General features: G+C 58.2%; 20 protein-coding genes and 4 tRNA genes. 17 read left to right on the top strand and 7 right to left on the bottom strand.

Annotated features, from left to right (window positions below; translation table 11 throughout):
* Window positions 1-57: 57 nt before the first annotated feature.
* A complete protein-coding gene (locus M0808_RS18250; RefSeq protein WP_247842067.1) occupies window positions 58-702 on the bottom strand; it encodes a DUF480 domain-containing protein in 645 nt (214 codons plus the stop codon).
* 125 nt (window positions 703-827) lie between these two features.
* On the opposite strand from M0808_RS18250, the gene M0808_RS18245 reads away from it, so the two are divergent.
* The gene (locus tag M0808_RS18245) at window positions 828-1,337 is read left to right on the top strand and encodes a DUF1993 domain-containing protein (protein ID WP_247842066.1); all 510 of its coding nucleotides are present in this window, start codon (window positions 828-830) and stop codon (window positions 1,335-1,337) included.
* 239 nt (window positions 1,338-1,576) lie between these two features.
* On the opposite strand, the gene sstT is transcribed toward M0808_RS18245, so the two are convergent.
* Window positions 1,577-2,809: a serine/threonine transporter SstT gene (gene sstT / locus M0808_RS18240; RefSeq protein WP_098968087.1), complete on the bottom strand. Its 1,233-nt coding sequence runs from the start codon at window positions 2,807-2,809 to the stop codon at window positions 1,577-1,579.
* Between the two features lie 337 nt (window positions 2,810-3,146).
* Between sstT and M0808_RS18235 the strand changes: the two genes are divergently transcribed.
* Entirely contained in the window at window positions 3,147-4,310 is a 1,164-nt protein-coding gene (locus tag M0808_RS18235) for an MFS transporter (protein WP_210557597.1), read from the top strand.
* On the opposite strand, the gene nhaR is transcribed toward M0808_RS18235, so the two are convergent.
* The gene (gene nhaR / locus M0808_RS18230; protein ID WP_086794737.1) at window positions 4,305-5,204 is read right to left on the bottom strand and encodes a transcriptional activator NhaR; all 900 of its coding nucleotides are present in this window, start codon (window positions 5,202-5,204) and stop codon (window positions 4,305-4,307) included. The genes M0808_RS18235 and nhaR overlap by 6 nt on opposite strands.
* A 152-nt stretch (window positions 5,205-5,356) precedes the next feature.
* Here nhaR and M0808_RS18225 point away from each other — a divergent pair, with 152 nt between their 5' ends.
* The gene (locus M0808_RS18225) at window positions 5,357-5,599 is read left to right on the top strand and encodes a hypothetical protein (RefSeq protein WP_007965379.1); all 243 of its coding nucleotides are present in this window, start codon (window positions 5,357-5,359) and stop codon (window positions 5,597-5,599) included.
* 29 nt (window positions 5,600-5,628) lie between these two features.
* Window positions 5,629-6,378 (top strand): TerC family protein, encoded by a 750-nt coding sequence (locus M0808_RS18220; protein WP_027613902.1) that lies wholly within the window; start codon window positions 5,629-5,631, stop codon window positions 6,376-6,378.
* Window positions 6,379-6,466: 88 nt separating this feature from the next.
* Here the strand turns inward: M0808_RS18220 and M0808_RS18215 are convergent, their stop codons facing one another.
* Window positions 6,467-6,622: a hypothetical protein gene (locus tag M0808_RS18215; RefSeq protein WP_179353273.1), complete on the bottom strand. Its 156-nt coding sequence runs from the start codon at window positions 6,620-6,622 to the stop codon at window positions 6,467-6,469.
* A gap of 244 nt (window positions 6,623-6,866) precedes the next feature.
* On the opposite strand from M0808_RS18215, the gene M0808_RS18210 reads away from it, so the two are divergent.
* The 3 genes from M0808_RS18210 to M0808_RS18200 all read left to right on the top strand — a co-directional run bounded on the left by M0808_RS18210 (window position 6,867) and on the right by M0808_RS18200 (window position 8,041).
* Window positions 6,867-7,538 carry a peptidase C39 family protein gene (locus M0808_RS18210; protein WP_247842092.1) on the top strand — a complete coding sequence of 224 codons (672 nt, stop codon included), beginning with the start codon at window positions 6,867-6,869 and terminating at the stop codon, window positions 7,536-7,538.
* A gap of 89 nt (window positions 7,539-7,627) precedes the next feature.
* On the top strand, window positions 7,628-7,834 hold the full coding sequence (locus M0808_RS18205) for a DUF6021 family protein (protein WP_047597456.1): 207 nt from the start codon (window positions 7,628-7,630) through the stop codon (window positions 7,832-7,834).
* Window positions 7,835-7,846: 12 nt separating this feature from the next.
* Window positions 7,847-8,041 carry a hypothetical protein gene (locus M0808_RS18200; protein WP_047291581.1) on the top strand — a complete coding sequence of 65 codons (195 nt, stop codon included), beginning with the start codon at window positions 7,847-7,849 and terminating at the stop codon, window positions 8,039-8,041.
* Window positions 8,042-8,191: 150 nt separating this feature from the next.
* Here the strand turns inward: M0808_RS18200 and pbpG are convergent, their stop codons facing one another.
* Both pbpG and folD read right to left on the bottom strand, forming a co-directional pair.
* The gene (gene pbpG, locus M0808_RS18195; protein ID WP_247842065.1) at window positions 8,192-9,130 is read right to left on the bottom strand and encodes a D-alanyl-D-alanine endopeptidase; all 939 of its coding nucleotides are present in this window, start codon (window positions 9,128-9,130) and stop codon (window positions 8,192-8,194) included.
* Window positions 9,131-9,359: 229 nt separating this feature from the next.
* Complete coding sequence (gene folD / locus M0808_RS18190) at window positions 9,360-10,214, bottom strand: bifunctional methylenetetrahydrofolate dehydrogenase/methenyltetrahydrofolate cyclohydrolase FolD (RefSeq protein WP_003223627.1); 855 nt, start codon at window positions 10,212-10,214, stop codon at window positions 9,360-9,362.
* Window positions 10,215-10,489: 275 nt separating this feature from the next.
* Here folD and M0808_RS18185 point away from each other — a divergent pair.
* From M0808_RS18185 to M0808_RS18140, 10 genes are all read left to right on the top strand, one after another.
* Window positions 10,490-10,566: transfer RNA gene (locus M0808_RS18185), tRNA-Arg, on the top strand.
* Between the two features lie 32 nt (window positions 10,567-10,598).
* A tRNA-His gene (locus tag M0808_RS18180) sits at window positions 10,599-10,674 on the top strand.
* A 58-nt stretch (window positions 10,675-10,732) separates the two neighbouring features.
* Window positions 10,733-10,817 (top strand) — tRNA-Leu (locus M0808_RS18175).
* 76 nt (window positions 10,818-10,893) lie between these two features.
* Window positions 10,894-10,969 (top strand) — tRNA-His (locus tag M0808_RS18170).
* 398 nt (window positions 10,970-11,367) lie between these two features.
* Complete coding sequence (tig, locus tag M0808_RS18165) at window positions 11,368-12,678, top strand: trigger factor (protein WP_027614582.1); 1,311 nt, start codon at window positions 11,368-11,370, stop codon at window positions 12,676-12,678.
* Between the two features lie 92 nt (window positions 12,679-12,770).
* Complete coding sequence (gene clpP, locus M0808_RS18160; RefSeq protein ID WP_007951559.1) at window positions 12,771-13,406, top strand: ATP-dependent Clp endopeptidase proteolytic subunit ClpP; 636 nt, start codon at window positions 12,771-12,773, stop codon at window positions 13,404-13,406.
* A gap of 112 nt (window positions 13,407-13,518) precedes the next feature.
* A complete protein-coding gene (gene clpX / locus M0808_RS18155) occupies window positions 13,519-14,802 on the top strand; it encodes an ATP-dependent Clp protease ATP-binding subunit ClpX (RefSeq protein ID WP_003223632.1) in 1,284 nt (427 codons plus the stop codon).
* Window positions 14,803-14,964: 162 nt separating this feature from the next.
* On the top strand, window positions 14,965-17,361 hold the full coding sequence (lon, locus tag M0808_RS18150; protein ID WP_003223634.1) for an endopeptidase La: 2,397 nt from the start codon (window positions 14,965-14,967) through the stop codon (window positions 17,359-17,361).
* Window positions 17,362-17,509: 148 nt separating this feature from the next.
* Window positions 17,510-17,782, top strand: coding sequence for an HU family DNA-binding protein (locus M0808_RS18145; RefSeq protein WP_008077714.1), 273 nt, complete (start codon window positions 17,510-17,512; stop codon window positions 17,780-17,782).
* Between the two features lie 236 nt (window positions 17,783-18,018).
* Entirely contained in the window at window positions 18,019-19,890 is a 1,872-nt protein-coding gene (locus tag M0808_RS18140; protein ID WP_247842064.1) for a SurA N-terminal domain-containing protein, read from the top strand.
* Window positions 19,891-20,449: 559 nt separating this feature from the next.
* Here M0808_RS18140 and M0808_RS18135 read toward each other — a convergent pair.
* A complete protein-coding gene (locus tag M0808_RS18135) occupies window positions 20,450-21,643 on the bottom strand; it encodes an MFS transporter (protein ID WP_247842063.1) in 1,194 nt (397 codons plus the stop codon).
* Window positions 21,644-21,685 lie beyond the last annotated feature (42 nt).

Genomic DNA, 21,685 nt, shown 5'->3' with positions numbered 1-21,685 from the left:
TCGACTGACACAGCCCCTTCGCGAGCAAGCCCGCTCCCACCATAGGATTGGGGGTGATTATTCGAGGCGCGCCAGGCGTTCTTCCAGTGCGGCAATCCGTGCTTCCAGTTCTTCGATGCGTTCAACTGACACACCGCTGGTCGCGCGTTCCCCAGGATTCTGCCGCGCCGTCAGGATCGCCTCGATATCCGCCGGATCGCCCAGCGCATGGGTGTAGCGGTCTTCGCGCTGCCCGGCCTGACGTGGAATTAACACCGCCAGTCCGCGCGCGATCAGGCGCTCAAGCTGATGCACCACTTGCTCGGCATCTTCGAAATCGTGCATCCGGCCGCTGCGGGTCAGCAGCTCATTCACTGTCTGCGGGCCACGCAGGAACATCAAGCCAGTGAGAATCACCTGGGCCGGCACCAGCTCCAGCGCCTTGTCGAGCTTGTGCTCCCAGCGATCGGCGCGACTGCCCATGACCAGTTTGGCGTAACCGTGGCTTTCCAGCGCACGCAGGCTCTGGCCGACCTGGCCTTGAGTCAGGTTCATCACCGGCTCGCGGCTGGTTTTCTGATTGCAGGCCAGCACCAGCGCATTGAGGGTCAGCGGATAGGTTTCCGGGCTGGTGGCCTGTTTTTCGATCAACGCACCCAGGATGCGGATTTCCGTGGCATTGAGCCGTGGTTCGTCGGTGGTGGTTGCAAGTTCGGTGGTCATCGCGCGTTCCCTCAGCAGTCGAAGGCGCCTAGCCTAATCCTTGGCTAACAAAAGGCAAGCCGTGTGGTCATCAAGCATGGCTATAATCGCCTCCACGTTCCACCCAGCCACCACACGAGACTGCCATGACCATTTCCCTGTACGCCGCATCCGTCCCGGTTTTTCAACAAATGCTCAACGCCCTGAGCGATGTCCTGAAAAAGGCTGAAGCCCAGGCCACCGAGAAAAACATCGACCCGAACGCCTTCCTGCAAGCGCGCCTGTACCCGGACATGTTCCCGCTGGTGCGTCAGGTGCAGATCGCCGTCGACTTCGCCAAGGGCGTTTCCTCGCGTCTGGCCGAAGTTGAAATCCCGAAATATGACGACACCGAAACTACCTTCGCCGAGCTGCAAGCGCTGATCGCCAAGGTTCTGGCCTACATCGGCGAGATCAAGCCGGAGCAGATCAACGGCAAGGAAGGCATCGAGATCGTGACCCGTCCGGGCACGCCGAAGGAGAAGCGCTTCAGCGGCCAGGCTTACCTGCTGAGCTACGGTCTGCCGCAGTTCTTCTTCCACGTCACCACCACCTACGCGCTGCTGCGCCACAACGGTGTTGAAGTGGGTAAACGCGACTACATGGGCGCGTACTAAATCGTTAGAAGCCCTCACCCTAGCCCTCTCCCAGGGGGAGAGGGACTGATCGCGTTGTTTGTTCGAGATACGCCGACTTGATCTATCGAGTCGAACTCAAGGCTTGAATGCGACAAAGATCGGCTCCCTTTCCCCCTCGCCCCTTGGGGGGAGAGGGTTGGGGTGAGGGGGGAAAGATCTCGGCCACAAAAAAGCCCGCCAGGGTTCACACCTTGGCGGGCTTTTCATTGCAGCAATTGTTACGCAGTGCGCTGGGCTTTCGCCTCTTCACCCAGGCACGCCGCGGCGGTAAACAGCACATCGGTGGACGAATTCAACGCCGTCTCCGCCGAGTCCTGCAACACCCCAATGATGAAACCGACCGCCACCACCTGCATGGCAATCTCGCTCGGGATACCGAACAGGCTGCACGCCAGCGGAATCAGCAGCAGCGAGCCGCCGGCCACGCCCGAGGCGCCACAGGCGCAGATCGCTGCGACGACGCTGAGCAGGATCGCGGTTGGAATGTCCACGGCAATCCCCAGCGTGTGCACCGCGGCCAGGGTCAGCACGGTGATGGTGATCGCCGCGCCAGCCATGTTGATGGTTGCGCCCAGCGGGATCGATACCGAGTAGGTGTCTTCGTGCAGGCCCAGGCGCTTGCTCAGTTCCAGGTTGACCGGAATGTTCGCCGCCGAGCTGCGGGTGAAGAACGCGGTGATCCCGCTTTCGCGCAGGCACTTGAGGGTCAGCGGGTACGGGTTGCGACGCAGTTTCCAGAACACGATCAGCGGGTTCATCACCAGCGCGACGAACAGCATGCAGCCCAGCAGTACGCCCAGCAGGTGCGCGTAACCGATCAGTGCGCCGAAGCCCGAGGTCGCGAGCGTCGAGGCCACCAGACCGAAAATGCCCAGGGGGGCGAAGCGAATCACCACGCGCACGATCAGCGTCACGCCGTTGGACAGGTCGCCGAGCACTTCGCGGGTGGTGTCACCGGCGTGGCGAATGGCAACGCCCATGCCGATCGCCCAGGCCAGAATGCCGATGAAGTTGGCATTCATCAGGGCGCTGACCGGATTGTCGACCACGCTCAACAGCAGACTTTGCAGCACCTCGGCGATGCCGCCTGGCGCGGTGACTGACACGTTGTCGGTGGATAACACCAGATGCGAGGGAAACGCCATGCTGGCGACAACCGCCACCACCGCCGCAGCGAATGTGCCGAGCAGATACAGAAACAGGATCGGCCGGATGTGGGTTTCCTGGCCGTGCTTGTGGTTGGCAATCGACGCCATCACCAGCACGAACACCAGAATCGGCGCCACGGCTTTCAGTGCCGAGACGAACACTTTGCCGATGAACGCCGAGCCTTTCGCCGCTTCCGGGGCGAACAGCGCCAGAGCGATACCGGCAATCAGGCCGATCAGGATCTGCGTGACCAGGCTGAGGTTTTTCAGGCGTTGCAATAGAGAAGGGGATGAAGCGGTCATAACGGCATCTCTGATTTTTTATAGGGTGCAAGGTTGCGTGAAACCGGTGATACATCGGGGGGCAGGTCACCGGCACGAACCGAAAGGGCTGACGCGCCATCAACGCTGTTAAACAGGCCGCTGAATAGGGTGTACGTTTTTCAGGGCGCGGACTTTATCACAGCGTAGGCGTTATCCTTCAGGCCTGTGACGATCTGCCACCGGATTGATCGGCAAGTCGGCAGGTTTGTGCAAGTCAGCCCGGAAACACTCTGTTAAGATTCGCCATCCTCATTTTCATAGTCTTCCAGCGGGCCTCTTGGTCATCGCTGGTGTCGTCGTTTTGCTGGAGTTGCTCATGCTGTTGCCCATTCTTCTGTTGTCCGCCGCCGGATTCACGGTGCTGACCACGGAATTCGTCATCGTCGGCCTGTTGCCGGCCATTGCCCGCGACCTGGCGGTAACCATTCCGCAGGCCGGTTTGCTGGTGACTCTATTCGCTTTCACGGTGGCGACGTTCGGTCCATTTTTGACCGCGTATTTCGCCCGCTTCGAGCGGCGCAAGTTGTTCATCACGATTTTGATCATGTTCGGCCTGGCCAACACCGTTGCGGCGCTGGCGCCGAACATCTGGGTCATGGCCATCGCCCGGTTGATCCCGGCGCTCGGCCTGCCGGTGTTCTGGGCCTTGGCCAGTGAGACGGCTGTAGACATCGTCGGCCCGGATCACGCCGGCCGCGCGATTGCGAAGATCGGCTTCGGCATTGTTTGCGCGACGGTGTTCGGCATTCCGGTGGGCACCTTGATTTCCGATGCGTTCGGCTGGCGCAGTGCGTTCGCGATTCTGGCGGTGATCGCTTTCGCCAAGGCCTTGCTGCTGTTTGTTTACCTGCCGAAAACCAGTCTGCACCAGCATCAGGTCAGTTTCGCTTCGCAGTTCAAGATCCTGCGCAACCCGCTGATGATCGGCCATGTGCTGTTGTCGATTCTGGTATTCAGCGGCATGTTCACCGCTTATACCTATCTGGCCGACATTCTTGAGCGTCTGGCCGGGTTCAACGGCACGGTGGTCGGCTGGTGCCTGATGGGCTTCGGTGCGGTCGGGCTGATCGGCAACTCGCTGGGCGGCCGCGCCGTGGATCGACATCCGCTGGGCGCTTCGGTGCTGTTCTGCGCGTTCATGATTGCCGGCATGGTCTCGCTGGTGCCGAATATTCACTCGACGGTGGGGCTGGCGGTGGCCATGGGCATCTGGGGCATCACCCAGGCTGCGTTGTTCCTGGTCAGCCACGTGCGCCTGATGAAGGCCGCACCAGAAGCGCCAGCCTTTGCCGCCTCGCTGAATATCGCCGGGGCCAACCTCGGGATCGGCCTCGGTGCGATGATCGGCGGGCGGGTGATCGACAGTGCCGGCCTGGGTTTTCTGGGGTTCGCCGCTGCCGGGTTCATCCTGCTGTCGGTGTTCCTCGCCATGGTGTTGATGACGCTCAAGCCGCGCGACGCGTGCGCCCAGGCGTCATAACGCGGTAAACAGCTCGCGTCGGGCACCTTCGGTAATCGCAACGATGCCGGGGTGCTTGACCTTGCGCTCCACCGAAATGGCATAGAACGACTCGGTCACCGCATCGGTCTGGCCAATCACTTCGACGCCGTACTGGCGTTTGACTTCATCGGCAATCACGCTCGGACCGATGAAGATCCCGCTGCCCGATTGGCCGAAGGCCTGCATCAGGGCGCTGTCATCGAACTCCCCGACGATTCGCGGCTGGATCTGCTGCTCGGCAAACCAGCGCTGCAAACGGCTGCGCACCACGGTTTCCGCGCCGGGAATCAACAGCGGTGCGCCGTTGAGGCTGCGCGGGAAATCCTGCCCGTATTGCGCCGCCAACTGCGCGGTGGCGAAGAAACTGATCCCACATTCGCCGAGCTTCTGGCTGTAGCCCTTGATGTCGAGGTGCGACGGCATCGGGCTGTCGGAAATCACCAGATCCAGGCGCTGGATCGCCAGATCCGCGAGCAGGCGTTCGAGTTTGTCTTCGCGGCAGGTGATGCGTAGCGGCTCGTGCAACTCCATGGTCGGCGCAATCAGGCGATAGACGATGGACTTGGGCACCACGTCCGCCACGCCGACGCGGAACAGTATCTGCTGCTCGTTGGGCTGGGCACGTAGCATCAGCTCCAGTTCGCCGCCTAACTGGAACATCTGCTCGGCATAGGGCAGGGCCTGACGCCCGGCTTCGGTCAGCTCCAACTGACGGCCGACCCGTTGAAACAGTTCGATGCCGTAAGTTTGTTCGAGCAGCGAAATCTGCCCGCTGATGGTTTGCGGCGTGAGGTTCAGCTGTTCGCAGGCGCGTACGATGCTGCCGGTCTTGGCGACCACCCAGAAGTAATGCAGTTGTCGGTAGTTGAGCATGAGCAATGGCCTCTGACTGGATTGCGCAATGTTCGTTAAAACCGAAGTATAGCCGCTAAAAATACGAATTTTACTGAAGTGTTTGTCTCCCTAGAATGCCCAGCCATCGACGGGTGGTCTGTGACCCTGTCTGTTCATTCGAAGGAAGTCCCATGAAATACACAATTCCAGCGTTGATGTTTACGTCTTTACTGCTTATGGCCGGTTGCGATCAGGCCGAGAAAAGCGCCCAGCAGTTGATGGGCAAGGCCGCCGAAAGCGCCAAACAGGCGATCGACGATACGCACAAAGCTGCTGAACAAGCACTCAGCGACGCCACCGGCGGCCTGATCGAGAAAAAAGAAACACCGGAAAAAGATGCGGAAAAATCCGAATCTTCCTCCAAGACCATCTAAACCGTCTTACACAGAGTCAGGACTGACCCATGGAATATCTGTTAGAACTCGCCGCCAGCCCCGCCGCCTGGGTTGCTTTGGCCACACTGGTGGTGATGGAAATCGTGCTCGGCATCGATAACCTGATCTTTATTTCGATCCTGACCAACAAACTGCCCGTGCAGCATCGGCAGAAGGCGCGGCGCATCGGTATTGGCATGGCGCTGATTCTGCGTCTGGCTCTGTTGAGCACCATCGCCTTCATCGTGCAGTTGACTGCCCCTGTGATCGAAATCATGGGCCAGGCGTTCTCTTGGAAGGACATGATCCTGATTGCCGGTGGTCTGTTCCTGGTGTGGAAAGCCACGACCGAGATTCATCACAGCATGGACCCGGCACCGGAAGACCCGAAATCCGCAACATCGACCGTGACCCTGGGTTTTGCGGCTGCGATCGGTCAGATCCTGATGCTGGACATGGTGTTCTCCATCGACAGCATCATTACTGCAGTGGGCATGACTGAGCACTTGCCGATCATGGTGATCGCAGTGGTGGTCTCGGTAATGGTGATGCTGTTTGCGGCTGAACCGCTGGCCAAGTTCATCAACGACAACCCGACGGTGGTGATGCTCGCGCTGGGCTTCCTGATCATGATCGGCATGACGCTGATCGCCGAAGGCTTCGGCGCCCACGTACCGAAAGGTTATGTGTACGCGGCCATGGCGTTCTCGGCAGCGATTGAGGTGCTGAACATGATGTCGCGTCGGGCTAAGCAGAAGAAGCTGGCTCAGCAGGCGTAAGCGCTGACCAGCCAAAAGCCCCCTGAGCGCCAAGCGTTCAGGGGGCTTTTTTATGGGCGGAACGTTTGCAGTATCAACGTTTGCAGTATCAATGTGCGGTCGCGTGCCGTGCGTTGTGCTTTTGCGGTTTTTCGACCGCCACAGGTGGCTGCGGGTGATGGTGGCGCCGCGAAATCCGCAGCACGCCCCACAACATGGCAGTGGCCACGGCCAGCCAGCCGGCGATCAGCATTACGATAGTCATGGTCAGGCTCATCAGTGCCTCCTCTTTGCCCTGCGTCGGGCACTCACTTTTTCAATTCGCTCTGTTTCAGTGACAGTCTAGACAATGGGGTGTTTCAGACTATTGACCAAAGGTCGGTAATGACCAATCAGTTCGCTCTATGCAAACGATCAGTCTGCGGTTTAAGGCTATACCGCAGGCGTGCGTCGCCCTATGATCGCAGGCGTTGCCGGAACACGATGACCGGCGTCTGACGAGAGTGATGATGGTGCAGGTATTTTCTCGATTGCGAGGGGCGTTGCTGGTGGCCGGTTGCGCGGCGGTGTTGGCAGGGTGTGCGGGCAGTGTCGCGCCGCAGGTCAAGCGTCTGCCGGAACGGGTCGAACTCAGCCGCACGTTCTATCGCGGCGAAGCCAATCAAAGTGGTCCGCAAGTGCTGGCCAGCCTGTTGTCGCAGCAAGGCATCATGATCACCCCGGGCTTGCTGGAAAAACCGTTGCATCTGCCGGGGGCACAGGATCAGTTGCAGCAGAATCTGCAGAACCTGGCCCGTGATTACGGCATGGTGGTCTACCCGCTGGACAAGAACCTGCCTGCCTTGTTGACTCAGGTGGCGGCCGGTTATCCGGTGATGGTGCGCTTTAGTGAAGGCTCGGCGTTCTGGGCTGAACCGCGTTACGCGATCCTTTCCGGTTATGACCGGCTGAAACAGAAGGTGCTGTTGCGCGCCGGGATGAATCGCCGCGAACTGATGAGTTTCAGTTCCTTTGAATCCGCCTTCGAAAAATCCGGCGGCTGGGCGGTACTGATCCAGAAGCCGTCGCAGATTCCTGCCGAAGTCGACCGCCAGCGCTGGCTCAAGGCCGCGGACGAGCTGGCGCAGGCCGGGCAGGAACGTGAAGCGGCGCAAGCCAGAAAGGCCTTGGCCGCACATTAAGACTCCGTTCGTCATCTGCCGGGCACCCTCACGCCCGGCAGGCCTCTCACTGATAGAGCCCGAATGTGCGGGTGAATCAGGAGGCGAGCATGGCAGATTCCCCATCCCCGAAAGGCCCACACTCAAGCGAGCATTCGTCCGGTCATGATCTGGGTTTCGATCCGGATTCACCGGATCTCGACGATCCGCAAGTTGATCCGGTCGGCCCCGCCAAGGCGCCGCGAGACGTGCAACCGGACGACGACAGCCAGCGACCGGCCAAGCCCTATGATCCGTTGGCCGATCTGAAACCATGAAGTGAGGTGCGTATGAGTACCGATTCCAGCTTCGACGATAAAAAACCGGACAGCGTGCCGACCACGCCTGAGGACGACGTGGACCCTGTGCTGGATCCGGACAGCCCGCTGCGCGATCCGCTGGCGCGACCTAATGTGCTGACGCCAGATCCGAGCGCTGGTGACGGCATTCCGGACGACGACAAAATGCCGTTACCCAATGATTGAATAACGGGTATTTAACCACTGGCTGAATAACTCTGTGGCGAGGGAGCTTGCTCCCGCTGGACTGCGCAGCAGGCCTTTTCTGTTAAAAAAGAAGGTCCTCTACGCGCCCCAGCGGGAGCAAGCTCCCTCGCCTCAGTTGGATATTTCTAATTACTTGGAGGCTTCGACCACGCCGCTCTGGCGCGACTTGAGGTTTTTCTCGGCCTTGTATTGCTGCGCAACTGCCGGGACGCTGGCGCTACGACCGGTTTCCATCCAGCTGCGGATACGGCTGGCATCGGCAAAATGCGTGTACTTGCCGAACGCATCGAGAATCACCAGGGCAACCGGGCGGTTGCTCATTCGCGTCACCAGCACCAGGCAATGACCCGCCGGGTTGGTGAAGCCGGTTTTGGTGATCTTGATGTCCCAGTCAGCCTTGTTCACCAGGTGATCGGTGTTGCGGAAACCCAGGGTGTAATTGGGTTTGCGGAACGCTACGGTTTTTTCCTTGGTGGTGGTCAGCTCGCTGAGGATCGGATGCTTGCTAGCGGCCACCAGCAGTTTGCTCAAGTCGCGGGCGGTGGACACGTTGCGTTCCGACAACCCGGTCGGCTCGACATAGTGCGTATTGGTCATGCCCAGCGCTTTGGCCTTGGCGTTCATTGCGGCGATGAACGCGGCGTAACCGCCTGGATAGTGATGCGCGAGGCTGGCGGCCGCACGGTTTTCCGAGGACATCAGGGCAATCAGCAGCATCTCGCGACGCGGCAGTTCACTCTTCAGTTTGACTCGGGAGAACACGCCTTTCATTTCCGGCGTATGGCTGATGTCGACGTCGATCCATTCGTCCATGTTCTGGTGCGCTTCAACCACGACCAGTCCGGTCATCAATTTGCTCACCGAGGCGATCGGCACGATCACATCCGGGTTGCTCGAATAGATGACTTTATTGGTCTGCAAATCCATAAGCAGGGCGCTGCCGGAGGCGATCTTCAGTTGTGAAGCGTCGCGTGGCGCGGCGGTGGTTTCTGCGGCGTTGACCGTTGGCGTGACGAATGTGCCTGAAACAGCAAATAACAGGCTCAGGATCGAAAGACGAATTTTCACGCGGGCGAACTCATAAAGGTTGGATATTCCGTTAGTTTGTAACGGGTTATTTCTTCAAAGCGTCGCATTCTAGGAGTATGGCTGAAGATCTGTCGATGGTTGTTTGAATGACCTGAAAATCTCGTGAAAAGGCCTGTAAAAAGAGGGGTTTCCGGCGAACGGTTAGTGTTTTTTCTCAGATACGAAAAACCCCGCACAAGGCGGGGTTCTTTTATTGCGGAAAAACGTCTCAGGCGTGCAGGGTTTCTGCCGCGTAGAGGGTGTTTTCCAGCAGGCAGGCACGGGTCATCGGGCCAACGCCGCCGGGAACCGGAGTGATCCAGCCAGCGCGGGGCAGGGCGGTTTCATACACCACGTCACCGACCAGCTTGCCGTCGTCCTGACGGTTGATGCCGACGTCGATCACGATCGCGCCTTCCTTGATCCACTCACCCTTGACCAGTCCCGGCTTACCGGCGGCGACCACCACCAGATCAGCGCGACCGACGTGGCCGGCCAGGTCCTTGGTGAAGCGGTGGGTGACGGTCACGGTGCAACCGGCCAGCAGCAGTTCCATCGCCATCGGGCGGCCGACGATGTTGGACGCACCCACCACCACCGCATCCAGACCATAAAGGTCAACGCCGGTGCTTTCCAGCAAGGTCATGATGCCTTTTGGGGTGCACGGACGCAGCAACGGAATGCGCTGGGCCAGGCGACCGACGTTATAAGGATGGAAGCCATCGACGTCTTTGTCCGGGCGAATGCGCTCCAGCAGTTTGGAGGCGTCCAGGTGCTCGGGCAGCGGCAGTTGCAGCAGCACGCCGTCGATGGCCGGGTCGTCGTTGAGGCGATCGATCAGATCGGTCAGCGCTTCTTGAGTGGTTTCGGAAGGCAGGTCGTAGGCTTGAGAGAGGAAGCCGACCTCTTCACAGTCTTTACGCTTGTGCGAGACATAAACCTGAGAGGCAGGATCGCTGCCGACCAGGATCACCGCGAGGCCGGGAGTGCGCAGGCCTTGCTGGCGACGCTCGGCAACTCGTTGGGCGATCTGCTGGCGCAGGCTGGCGGCGATCGATTTGCCGTCGATTAGTTGTGCAGTCATTGCGCGTGATTAACCATCGAGAGGGGAAAAAAAGAGAACGCATTCTCGCATGTCAGACGGTGAGGGCAAAGGCGCTTGGTCAGCAAATTCCCCTAACTCCTTTAATTAAATGAATTTTTTTCAAAAAGGATTTGACGACCTTGGGAGCGCTCTATACTATTCGTCGCACTTGTCGGGCACAGCCTAGCACTGGTTAAGAAGGTCGAGCGGAATTAGCGTTCTGCGAAGCTGGAAAGCATTTAGTTTGTAGTCCTCCAAGAGTACAGATTAATAAGGCGCCCGTAGCTCAGCTGGATAGAGCATCCGCCTTCTAAGCGGATGGTCGCAGGTTCGAGTCCTGCCGGGTGCGCCATTAGGCAGCTTTGGCACAAGTAGCGCGATATGGTGGGCGTAGCTCAGTTGGTAGAGCACGGGATTGTGACTCCCGTTGTCGTGGGTTCGATCCCCATCGTCCACCCCATATTTCGAAAGGCGTCAGATGTAACAGTCTGGCGCCTTTGCTTTAAAAAGCTTCATCTGCGGATGTGGTGGAATTGGTAGACACACTGGATTTAGGTTCCAGCGCCGCGAGGCGTAAGAGTTCGAGTCTCTTCATCCGCACCAATTAAAGCTTCATTCATGCCGCAGGTCTGATGAAGTTCAGCAAAGAAGTTGAATGGCTTTTTTGTGACGCAATATGGTGGGCGTAGCTCAGTTGGTAGAGCACGGGATTGTGACTCCCGTTGTCGTGGGTTCGATCCCCATCGTCCACCCCATATTTCGAAAGGCGCCAGATTTAACAGTCTGGCGCCTTTTTTGTTTTACGGCTGGTGGTTTGTCGCGCAGCGTTTCGGGTCGAAGGGCAGGGCGTTTCGTCGTGTTCAGGGGCTTGCTGTCAGTGTGCCGACCGCCGGCCATGTTCGCGGGATCAGCCGTCAGGGAGATGGCTCGCAGTCTCTTCTATATATAGAAGCGGTTGAAGCAGAGCCTTGGCGTGATGGTCTTTATTCGTCTTCGAGGTGGAGTGCATTGCTGCATTCACACCTATAAATGGCCTGCTGTTTTTTTACCCGTTTTCAGTAGGGTGACTTCTTGAGTTTGACCCACTAGAATGCATGCCCTTGATTCTGGGGTCGGAAACGGCCGGCTAACGTCTGTGCAACGAGGAATATCCATGCAAGTTTCTGTTGAAAATACTACTGCTCTTGAGCGCCGCATGAGCGTCACCGTGCCGGCTGAGCGCATTGAGAGCCAGGTCAACAAGCGTCTGCAGCAGACTGCCCAAAAGGCCAAGATTGCTGGCTTCCGTCCAGGCAAAGTGCCAATGAGCGAAATCAAGCGCCGTTTCGGTGCTGACGCTCGTCAGGAAGCTGTTGGTGATGTCATCCAGTCCTCCTTCTACGAAGCCGTGGTTGAGCAGAAGCTGAACCCTGCCGGTTCGCCTTCGATCGAGCCGAAGTCGCTGGAAGCTGGCAAAGACCTGGAATACGTTGCCGTATTCGAAGTGTTCCCTGAGTTCACCGTTGCCGGTTTCGACGGCATCACTGTCGAGCGTCTGAGCGCTGAAGTGGCTGACGCCGATCTGGACAAGATGCTGGACATCCTGCGCAAGCAGAACACCCGTTTTGAAGTGGCCGATCGTGCCGCTCAGAACGAAGACCAGCTGAACATTGATTTCGTTGGCAAGGTTGACGGCGAAGCCTTCGCTGGCGGCTCGGCCAAAGGCACTCAGCTGGTGCTGGGTTCCGGTCGCATGATCCCGGGCTTCGAAGAAGGCCTGGTGGGTGCTAAAGCGGGCGAAGAGCGCGTTCTGAACCTGACCTTCCCTGAGGACTATCAGAACCTGGACCTGGCCGGCAAAACCGCCGAGTTCACCGTGACTGTAAACACCGTGTCCGAGCCGAAGCTGCCAGAGCTGAACGAAGAGTTCTTCGCTCAATTCGGCATCAAGGAAAGCGGCATCGACGGTTTCCGCACCGAAGTTCGCAAGAACATGGAGCGTGAGCTGCGTCAGGCCATCAAGTCCAAGGTAAAAAATCAGGTAATGGACGGTCTGCTGGCCACCAACCCGATCGAAGTGCCGAAGGCTCTGCTGTCCAACGAAGTTGACCGTCTGCGTGTGCAGGCTGTTCAGCAGTTCGGTGGCAACATCAAGCCTGACCAACTGCCGGCCGAGCTGTTCGAAGAGCAAGCCAAGCGCCGTGTAGTGCTGGGTCTGATCGTGGCCGAAGTGGTCAAGCAATTCGACCTGAAGCCTGACGAAGCCCGCGTTCGCGAAATGATTCAGGAAATGGCTTCGGCTTACCAGGAACCTGAGCAGGTCGTGTCCTGGTACTACAAGAACGAGCAGCAACTGAACGAAGTTCGTTCGGTTGTGCTGGAAGAACAAGTTGTGGATACTGTTCTGCAGAAAGCTAGCGTGACCGACAAATCGGTCTCTTACGAAGAAGCGGTCAAGCCGGTAGAAGCTCCAAAAGCCGACTGATTGTTTTTGCGTTAAGAAGTACACACATAAGCCAGCCTTCGAGCTGGCTTATGCGTATTCAAGACATAACTATTTGGGAGTGACTGCAGAGCATGTTCCGTAATTCGTATATTCAGCAGAACTCTGATATCCAGGCCGCTGGCGGCCTGGTCCCGATGGTTGTCGAGCAATCTGCTCGTGGCGAGCGCGCCTATGACATCTACTCGCGCCTTCTGAAGGAGCGCGTCATTTTTCTGGTGGGTCCTGTAGAGGACTACATGGCCAACCTGATCTGTGCGCAATTGCTGTTCCTTGAAGCGGAAAACCCGGACAAGGACATCCATCTCTATATCAACTCCCCGGGCGGTTCGGTGACAGCGGGCATGTCGATCTACGACACCATGCAGTTCATCAAGCCAAACGTCTCGACGACGTGCATTGGTCAGGCGTGCAGCATGGGTGCATTCCTGCTGACGGCCGGTGCTCCAGGCAAGCGTTTCTGCCTGCCGAACTCGCGTGTGATGATTCACCAGCCACTGGGCGGTTTCCAGGGCCAGGCCTCGGATATCGAAATCCATGCCAAGGAAATCCTCTTCATTCGCGAGCGTCTGAACACGCTGATGGCCAAGCACAGCGGTCGTACGCTTGAAGAAATCGAGCGTGACACTAACCGCGACAACTTCATGAGTGCAGAAGCTGCGAAGGAATACGGCCTGATCGACGAAGTCATCAACCAGCGTCCTGCGTAAAATAAGCAGCTCAAAATAAGGTGGGTCGGCAGGTCCGACCACCAGCGGGCTTGAAAAAGCCCGCAATAGCCTTCATCTTGTGTTGCAAGCCTATCGGATTTGGATCGAACGAATGACTGACACCCGCAACGGCGAGGACAACGGCAAGCTGCTCTATTGCTCCTTCTGTGGCAAAAGCCAGCATGAAGTGCGCAAATTGATTGCCGGCCCCTCGGTCTTTATCTGCGACGAGTGCGTCGACCTGTGCAATGACATCATCCGCGAGGAGGTGCAGGAAGCACAGGCCGAAAGCAGCGCGCATAAATTGCCTTCGCCTAAAGAAATCAGCGGCATCCTTGACCAGTATGTAATCGGTCAGGAGCGTGCGAAAAAGGTTCTGGCCGTAGCGGTGTACAACCACTACAAGCGCCTGAATCAGCGTGACAAGAAGGCTGACGACGTCGAACTCGGCAAGAGCAACATCCTGCTGATCGGCCCGACAGGCTCCGGTAAAACCCTGCTGGCCGAAACACTGGCCCGCCTGCTGAACGTTCCGTTCACCATCGCTGACGCAACCACCCTCACCGAGGCCGGTTACGTAGGTGAAGATGTCGAGAACATCATTCAGAAATTGCTGCAAAAGTGCGATTACGACGTGGAAAAGGCCCAGATGGGCATTGTCTATATCGACGAAATCGACAAGATTTCCCGCAAGTCCGACAACCCGTCGATCACCCGCGATGTTTCCGGTGAAGGCGTGCAGCAGGCCTTGCTCAAGTTGATCGAAGGCACGGTCGCTTCCGTTCCACCGCAAGGTGGTCGCAAGCATCCGCAGCAGGAATTCCTGCAGGTCGACACCCGTAACATCCTGTTCATCTGCGGTGGTGCGTTCTCTGGTCTGGAAAAGGTTATCCAAAACCGTTCCACCAAGGGCGGCATCGGTTTCAACGCAGAAGTGCGCAGCAAGGAAGAAGGCAAGAAAGTCGGTGAATCCCTGCGTGAAGTCGAGCCTGACGATCTGGTCAAGTTCGGTCTGATCCCGGAATTTGTCGGTCGTCTGCCGGTTCTTGCGACGCTGGACGAGCTCGACGAGGCTGCGTTGATGCAGATCCTCACCGAGCCGAAAAATGCTCTGACCAAACAGTATGCCAAGCTGTTCGAGATGGAAGGCGTGGATCTGGAGTTCCGGACCGACGCACTGAAATCGGTCGCCAAGCGTGCCCTGGAACGTAAAACCGGTGCCCGTGGCCTGCGGTCGATTCTCGAAGGTGTGCTGCTCGACACGATGTACGAAATCCCTTCGCAGTCTGAAGTGAGCAAAGTCGTCATCGATGAAAGCGTGATTGAAGGCAAGTCCAAGCCACTGTATATCTACGAAAACAGTGAGCCGACGGCCAAGGCAGCGCCGGACGCGTAAGCGTCCACACTGCCGGAACAAAGAAGGGGCCTTCGGGCCTCTTTTTTTTATGTCGTTTTTTACATCCGCTTTGCGCTTGTTTTTTTTCAAGGCAGCCCCCATCTTGGTTTCAAGTTTAATTCCATCTGATTACGGCCATATGGCCGCCGTAGAGGCGAAATCATGAAGACAACCATCGAATTGCCTCTCCTGCCATTGCGTGATGTCGTGGTTTATCCGCACATGGTTATCCCGCTGTTCGTGGGGCGCGAGAAATCCATCGAAGCCCTCGAGGCCGCGATGACGGGCGACAAGCAGATCCTGCTGCTGGCCCAGAGAAACCCGGCTGACGATGATCCCGGTGAAGACGCTCTCTATCGCGTAGGTACTATCGCCACTGTGTTGCAGCTGCTGAAGCTGCCGGACGGCACCGTCAAGGTTCTGGTCGAAGGTGAGCAGCGCGGTGCTGTAGAGCGCTTCAGCGAAGTCGACGGGCATTGCCGCGCCGAAGTCTCGCTGATCGACGAAGTCGACGCCGCCGAGCGCGAATCCGAAGTGTTCGTGCGCAGCCTGCTGTCGCAGTTCGAACAATATGTGCAGTTGGGCAAGAAAGTCCCGGCTGAAGTCCTGTCGTCGCTCAACAGCATCGATGAGCCTGGTCGCCTGGTTGACACCATGGCCGCGCACATGGCGCTGAAGATCGAGCAGAAACAGGAAATCCTCGAAATCATCGATCTGTCGGCCCGGGTCGAGCACGTGCTCGCCTTGCTGGATGCCGAAATCGATCTGCTGCAAGTTGAAAAACGCATTCGCGGCCGCGTCAAAAAGCAAATGGAGCGCAGCCAGCGCGAGTACTACCTGAATGAGCAGATGAAGGCCATTCAGAAAGAGCTGGGCGACGGTGACGAAGGTCACAATGAAATCGAAGAGCTGAAAAAGCGCATCGATGCTGCCGGCCTGCCGAAAGATGCCTTGGCCAAAGCCACCGCCGAGCTGAACAAGCTCAAGCAAATGTCGCCGATGTCCGCTGAAGCCACCGTGGTGCGCTCCTACATCGACTGGCTGGTGCAGGTGCCGTGGAAGGCGCAAAGCAAGGTACGCCTCGACCTGGCGCGTGCTGAAGACATTCTCGACGCCGATCACTACGGTCTCGAAGAGGTCAAGGAGCGCATCCTTGAATACCTCGCCGTGCAGAAGCGCGTGAAGAAGATCCGTGGCCCGGTGCTGTGCCTGGTGGGTCCTCCTGGCGTGGGTAAGACCTCGCTGGCAGAGTCGATTGCCCACGCCACTAACCGTAAATTTGTGCGTATGGCCCTTGGTGGCGTGCGTGATGAAGCGGAAATTCGTGGTCATCGTCGGACTTACATTGGTTCGATGCCAGGAAGATTGATTCAAAAGATGACAAAGGTGGGCGTACGCAACCCGCTGTTCCTGCTCGATGAAATCGACAAAATGGGCAGCGACATGCGTGGCGACCCGGCGTCGGCGTTGCTGGAAGTGCTCGATCCGGAGCAGAACCACAACTTCAACGATCACTATCTGGAAGTCGATTACGACCTGTCCGATGTGATGTTCCTGTGCACCTCGAACTCGATGAACATCCCGCCGGCATTGCTGGACCGGATGGAAGTCATTCGTCTGCCGGGCTACACCGAAGACGAAAAGATCAACATCGCCGTCAAGTACCTGTCGCCCAAGCAGATTGCCGCTAATGGTCTGAAGAAGGGTGAGCTGGAATTCGACGAGGAAGCGATCCGCGACATCATCCGTTACTACACCCGTGAAGCCGGTGTGCGTGGCCTCGAACGTCAGATCGCCAAAGTCTGCCGCAAGGCCGTGAAAGAACATGCGCTGGAAAAACGTTTCTCGGTAAAAGTGACAGCTGACCTGCTGGAGCATTTCCTCGGCGTGCGTAAATTCCGCTACGGTCTGGCAGAGCAACAGGATCAGATCGGTCAGGTGACTGGCCTGGCGTGGACGCAGGTGGGCGGTGAATTGCTGACCATCGAAGCGGCTGTGGTGCCGGGTAAAGGTCAGCTGATCAAGACCGGTTCGCTGGGCGATGTAATGGTCGAATCGATCACTGCGGCGCTGACCGTTGTGCGCAGCCGTGCCAAAAGCCTGGGCATTCCGCTGGACTTCCACGAGAAGCGCGACACGCACATTCACATGCCGGAAGGGGCGACCCCGAAGGACGGTCCTAGCGCGGGTGTGGGCATGTGCACGGCACTGGTGTCAGCCTTGACCGGGATTCCGGTGCGCGCCGATGTCGCCATGACCGGCGAAATTACCCTGCGTGGCCAAGTGTTGGCGATTGGTGGTCTGAAGGAAAAACTGCTCGCGGCTCACCGTGGCGGAATCAAGATTGTGATTATTCCGGAAGAGAACGTGCGCGATCTGAAGGAGATTCCTGACAATATCAAGCAGGATCTGCAGATTAAACCGGTTAAATGGATTGACGAGGTCCTGCAAATTGCGCTGCAATACGCGCCGGAGCCCTTGCCGGATGTGGCTCCGGAGATAGTTTCCAAGGACGAAAAACGTGAGTCTGATTCAAAGGAAAGAATTAGCACGCATTAATACGTTTTTGCCTGGGGGGCTTCCTTGACAGCTTTTTAGAGCCCTTGTTATAAAGCGGCTCTTAAGTGTCTGTAGGCCATTCAGCACTCGTTTTTGCTTTCACCAAAAAACTTAGAATCATCTCAAAATAGATATAAGGGGACTTAGAGTGAACAAGTCGGAACTGATTGATGCTATCGCTGCATCCGCTGATATCCCGAAAGCTGCTGCTGGCCGTGCGCTGGACGCTGTAATCGAATCCGTCACTGGCGCTCTCAAGGCTGGCGACTCCGTTGTTCTGGTTGGTTTCGGCACTTTCTCCGTGACTGATCGTCCAGCTCGCGTTGGTCGTAACCCACAGACCGGCAAGACGCTGCAAATCGCTGCTGCTAAAAAGCCAGGTTTCAAAGCCGGTAAAGCACTGAAAGAAGCTGTTAACTAAGTTAGTTTGTTTCAGGTTTTTACCCATCCGGGTCGGGGTCATGCCTGACTTGGCAGCGGAGCGGTAGAGCAGGTCGCTGGAACAGCCGCCTGTAACGCCGGGATCGAGGGTTCGAGCCCTGTCCGCTCCGCCAGTTACGAGAAGGCGCATCCTCGGATGCGCCTTTCTTCTATCCGGATTCTACCCACGCTCCACGGTTGCCTAATTTTTGAAGTTCAACCGTTTCTGGGGGACGCATGCTGCAGAATATCAGGGACAATTCACAAGGCTGGATTGCCAAGACCATTATCGGGGTCATCGTTGCACTGATGGCTCTGACCGGTTTCGATGCCATTTTCAAGGCCACGACGCACACCAACGATGCGGCCAAGGTCAATGGTGAAGAAATCAGCCAGAACGAGCTGAGCCAGGCCGTTGACATGCAACGCCGTCAGCTGATGCAACAACTGGGCAAGGACTTCGATGCTTCCTTGCTTGACGAAAAAATGCTCCGCGAATCGGCCCTCAAGGGCCTGATCGATCGCAAGCTGCTGCTGCAAGGCGCAGAACAATCGAAATTCGCTTTCTCCGAAGGTGCACTGGATCAGGTGATCCTGCAGACCCCTGAATTCCAGGTGGACGGCAAGTTCAGCTCCGAGCGCTTCGACCAGGTGATTCGTCAACTGGGCTACACCCGCATGCAATTCCGCCAGATGCTGGCTCAGGAAATGCTGATCGGTCAGTTGCGCGCCGGTGTTGCCGGTAGCGGCTTCGTCACCGACGCCGAAGTGCTGGCATTTGCCCGTCTGGAAAAACAGACCCGCGATTTTGCTTCGCTGAACGTCAAGGCCGACCCGGCCGCGGTCAAGCTGACCGACGATGAGGTCAAGGCTTACTACGACGAGCACGCCAAGGAGTTCATGACCCCTGAGCAAGTGGTCGTCGATTATGTCGAGCTGAAGAAGTCTTCGTTCTTCGACCAGGTTGCGGTCAAGGATGAAGACCTGCAGGCGGCGTATCAGAAAGAGATCGCCAACCTGTCGGAACAGCGTCGTGCGGCGCACATCCTGATCGAAGTCAACGACAAGACCACCGACGCTCAGGCCAAGGCGAAGATCGAAGAGGTCCAGGCGCGTCTGGCCAAGGGCGAGAAATTCGAAGCGCTGGCCAAGGAGTTCTCGCAGGATCCGGGTTCGGCCAACAATGGCGGTGACCTCGGTTTCGCCGGTCCTGGCGTCTATGACCCAGCTTTCGAAAAAGCCCTGTACTCGTTGCACAAGGACCAGGTGTCCGAGCCGGTGCGTACCGACTTCGGTTACCACCTGATCAAGCTGCTGGGTGTTGAAGCGCCGGAAGTTCCGACCCTGGCCAGCCTGAAAGACAAGTTGACCCGCGAGCTGAAGACTCAACAGGTCGAGCAGCGTTTTGTCGAGGCGACCAAGCAACTGGAAGACTCGGCGTTCGAAGCGTCTGACCTGGCCCAGCCTGCGGCAGATCTGAAACTGACTGTGCACACCTCCAAGCCGTTCGGCCGTGAAGGTGGCGAAGGCATCGCCGCCAACCGCGCGGTGGTGACGGCTGCGTTCAGTCAGGAAGTGCTGGAAGAAAACGCCAACAGCACCGGTATCGAGCTGGACCCGGAAACCGTGGTCGTGCTGCGCGCCAAGGAACATCTGAAGCCTGAGCAGTTGCCACTCGAAGCGGTGAACACGGCGATCCGTGCCCAACTGACCAAAGAGCACGCCAGCGCTGCGGCCAAGACCAAGGCTGACCAGTTGATTGCTGGTCTGCGCGATGGCAAGACTGCACTGGACAAGGCGGTTGACGGCCAGAACTGGAAGGTTGTGACGGCGGCGACCCGTGCTCAGGAAGGGGTTGACCCGACTGTGCTGCAGGCGTTGTTCCGCATGCCGAAACCGGCAGCCAAGGGCAAGCCGACGTTCAGCAGCGTGACCTTGCAGGACGGTAGTCTGATGATTGTGCGTCTGGACGGTGTGAATGAAGCAGTAGCGCCGACTGATGAAGAGAAGGCGCAGTACCGTCGTTTCCTGGCTTCGCGTGAAGGTCAGCAGGATTTTGCGGCGTTCCGTAAGCAGTTGGAGAGTCAGGCGGACATCAAGCGGTATTGATGGTTGACTGAGTGGTAACTGGAAAGCCCCGATCTTATGGTCGGGGCTTTTTTTATGGTTGAGATTTGGGTGTATATCCGTTGCTTCGGGTGCTGCCGCTGGCGGTTTCGCTCTTACAGCGAGTCACCTTTTCCAGACGCCGAAAAGGTAACCCAAAAGGCTTGGCCCCGGCGTTCGGCCCTCGCCGTGGCTCGGGTTCCTTCGTTACGGGATTCATCCGGGGGCATCGCCTCCGGTTTGCTTCGCTGCACCTCCTCTCGATGTGTTTGGCTTCGCCAAACGTCGCTGCGCTCCTTCCCCCGGATAAACCCCTCCACTCAGCCTGCCGATGGGGCCGGCACGGCAAGATCAAGAGCTTTCGGCGAGCTGACACTCGGCCATTTGAGTGGTGAAGAGCATGCGTTCGGCTTTTGCGCTACTGTGGGAGCTGGCCTGCCGGCGATGGCGGCCTACGAGCCGGCCTGTCTCTAACTGACTATCCGCAGATCAATTGTGGGAGCTGGCTTGCCAGCGAAGACGGCCGACTAGCCGCCCAGCCCCTCACAGACAAACATCCCAATCACACAAACCCATAGCCCCTCGCCCTCAGCACCGCACTCAAGGTCAAAACCAGCAACCCCACAACAATCCACGGAAACCCCCCAACCCCCAGACTCCCCAGCAGCAAACCACCCGCCAAACCACCCCCGGCAATCCCGACATTCCACAGGGTCACCAGCATCGATTGCGCCGTATCGGCAGCCTCTCCAGCGGTTTTCGCCGAGGCAGTCTGCAGCAGCGAAGGCATCGCACCAAACGCCAGACCCCACACGGCGACGGCGAGGTAGACCACGGTCGCCGATTCTCGCCATATGCCCAAGGCGATGGCGGAGAGCATGAACAGCACCGTGCTGATCAGCATCAGTTCGCGCAGCCAGTGATCGATCAGGCTGCCGACGATCCACAGGCTCAGCACTGAGGCGAGGCCGAACACCAGCAGCACCCGGTCGATATCGCTGGCCAGTCCTGACGGTTGCAGGAACGGTGCGATGTAGGTGTACAGCAGGTTGTGGGCGATCACGTAGGTCAAGGTCACGAACAACACCGAGCGTACGCCGGGCAGGGTGAAGACCTGACGTAGGGGCAGGCGTTTTCCTGCGTGTTCTCCGGCAAAGTCCGGCACTTGCCAGCGCACCCAGATCACCAGCAACAGCGTCAGCGCAGTCATGATGGCGAAGCTCAGGCGCCAGCCGATCAGCGTGCCGAGTAGTGTGCCGGCCGGGATGCCCAGCGAGAGTGCCAGCGGCGCGCCAAGCATGGCGACGGTGATCGCCCGGCCTTGCAGGTGTGGGGCAACCATGCGGCTGGCGTAGCCTGCCAGCAACGCCCACAGCAGCCCGGCAAATATCCCGGCGAGCAAGCGTGCGGTCAAAGTCAGCCAGTACCATTCCGACAGGGCGGTGATGCTGTTGGCGATGGCGAAGCCGCCGATGGCTGACAGCAGCAATGGCCGACGACGCCAGCTGCGGGTGACGATGGTCAGCGGAATGGCTGCGAGCATCGAGCCAATGGCGTACAGGGTGACCAGTTGCCCGATCAGTGCCTGGGAGACATTCAGCCCCGCGCTCATTTGTGGCAGCAGGCCGGCGGGCATGGCTTCGGTCAGCACCGTGATGAAACCGGCGGTGGCCAGGGCCAGCAGGGCGCCGAGGGGCAATCGTTCGCGGGTGTCGACTGGCTGGGTGAGGGCCGAGGTCAGTTGTGCGTCGTTCATGAGTCAGCGTCCATGTGCCGAAGTGGGTGAAGGCCATAGGCT

The sequence above is a fragment of the Pseudomonas sp. MWU12-3103b genome, from assembly GCF_023100615.1.
Classification (GTDB): Bacteria; Pseudomonadota; Gammaproteobacteria; order Pseudomonadales; family Pseudomonadaceae; genus Aquipseudomonas; species Aquipseudomonas putida_A.
This window is presented reverse-complemented; position numbering and strand designations above follow the sequence as displayed.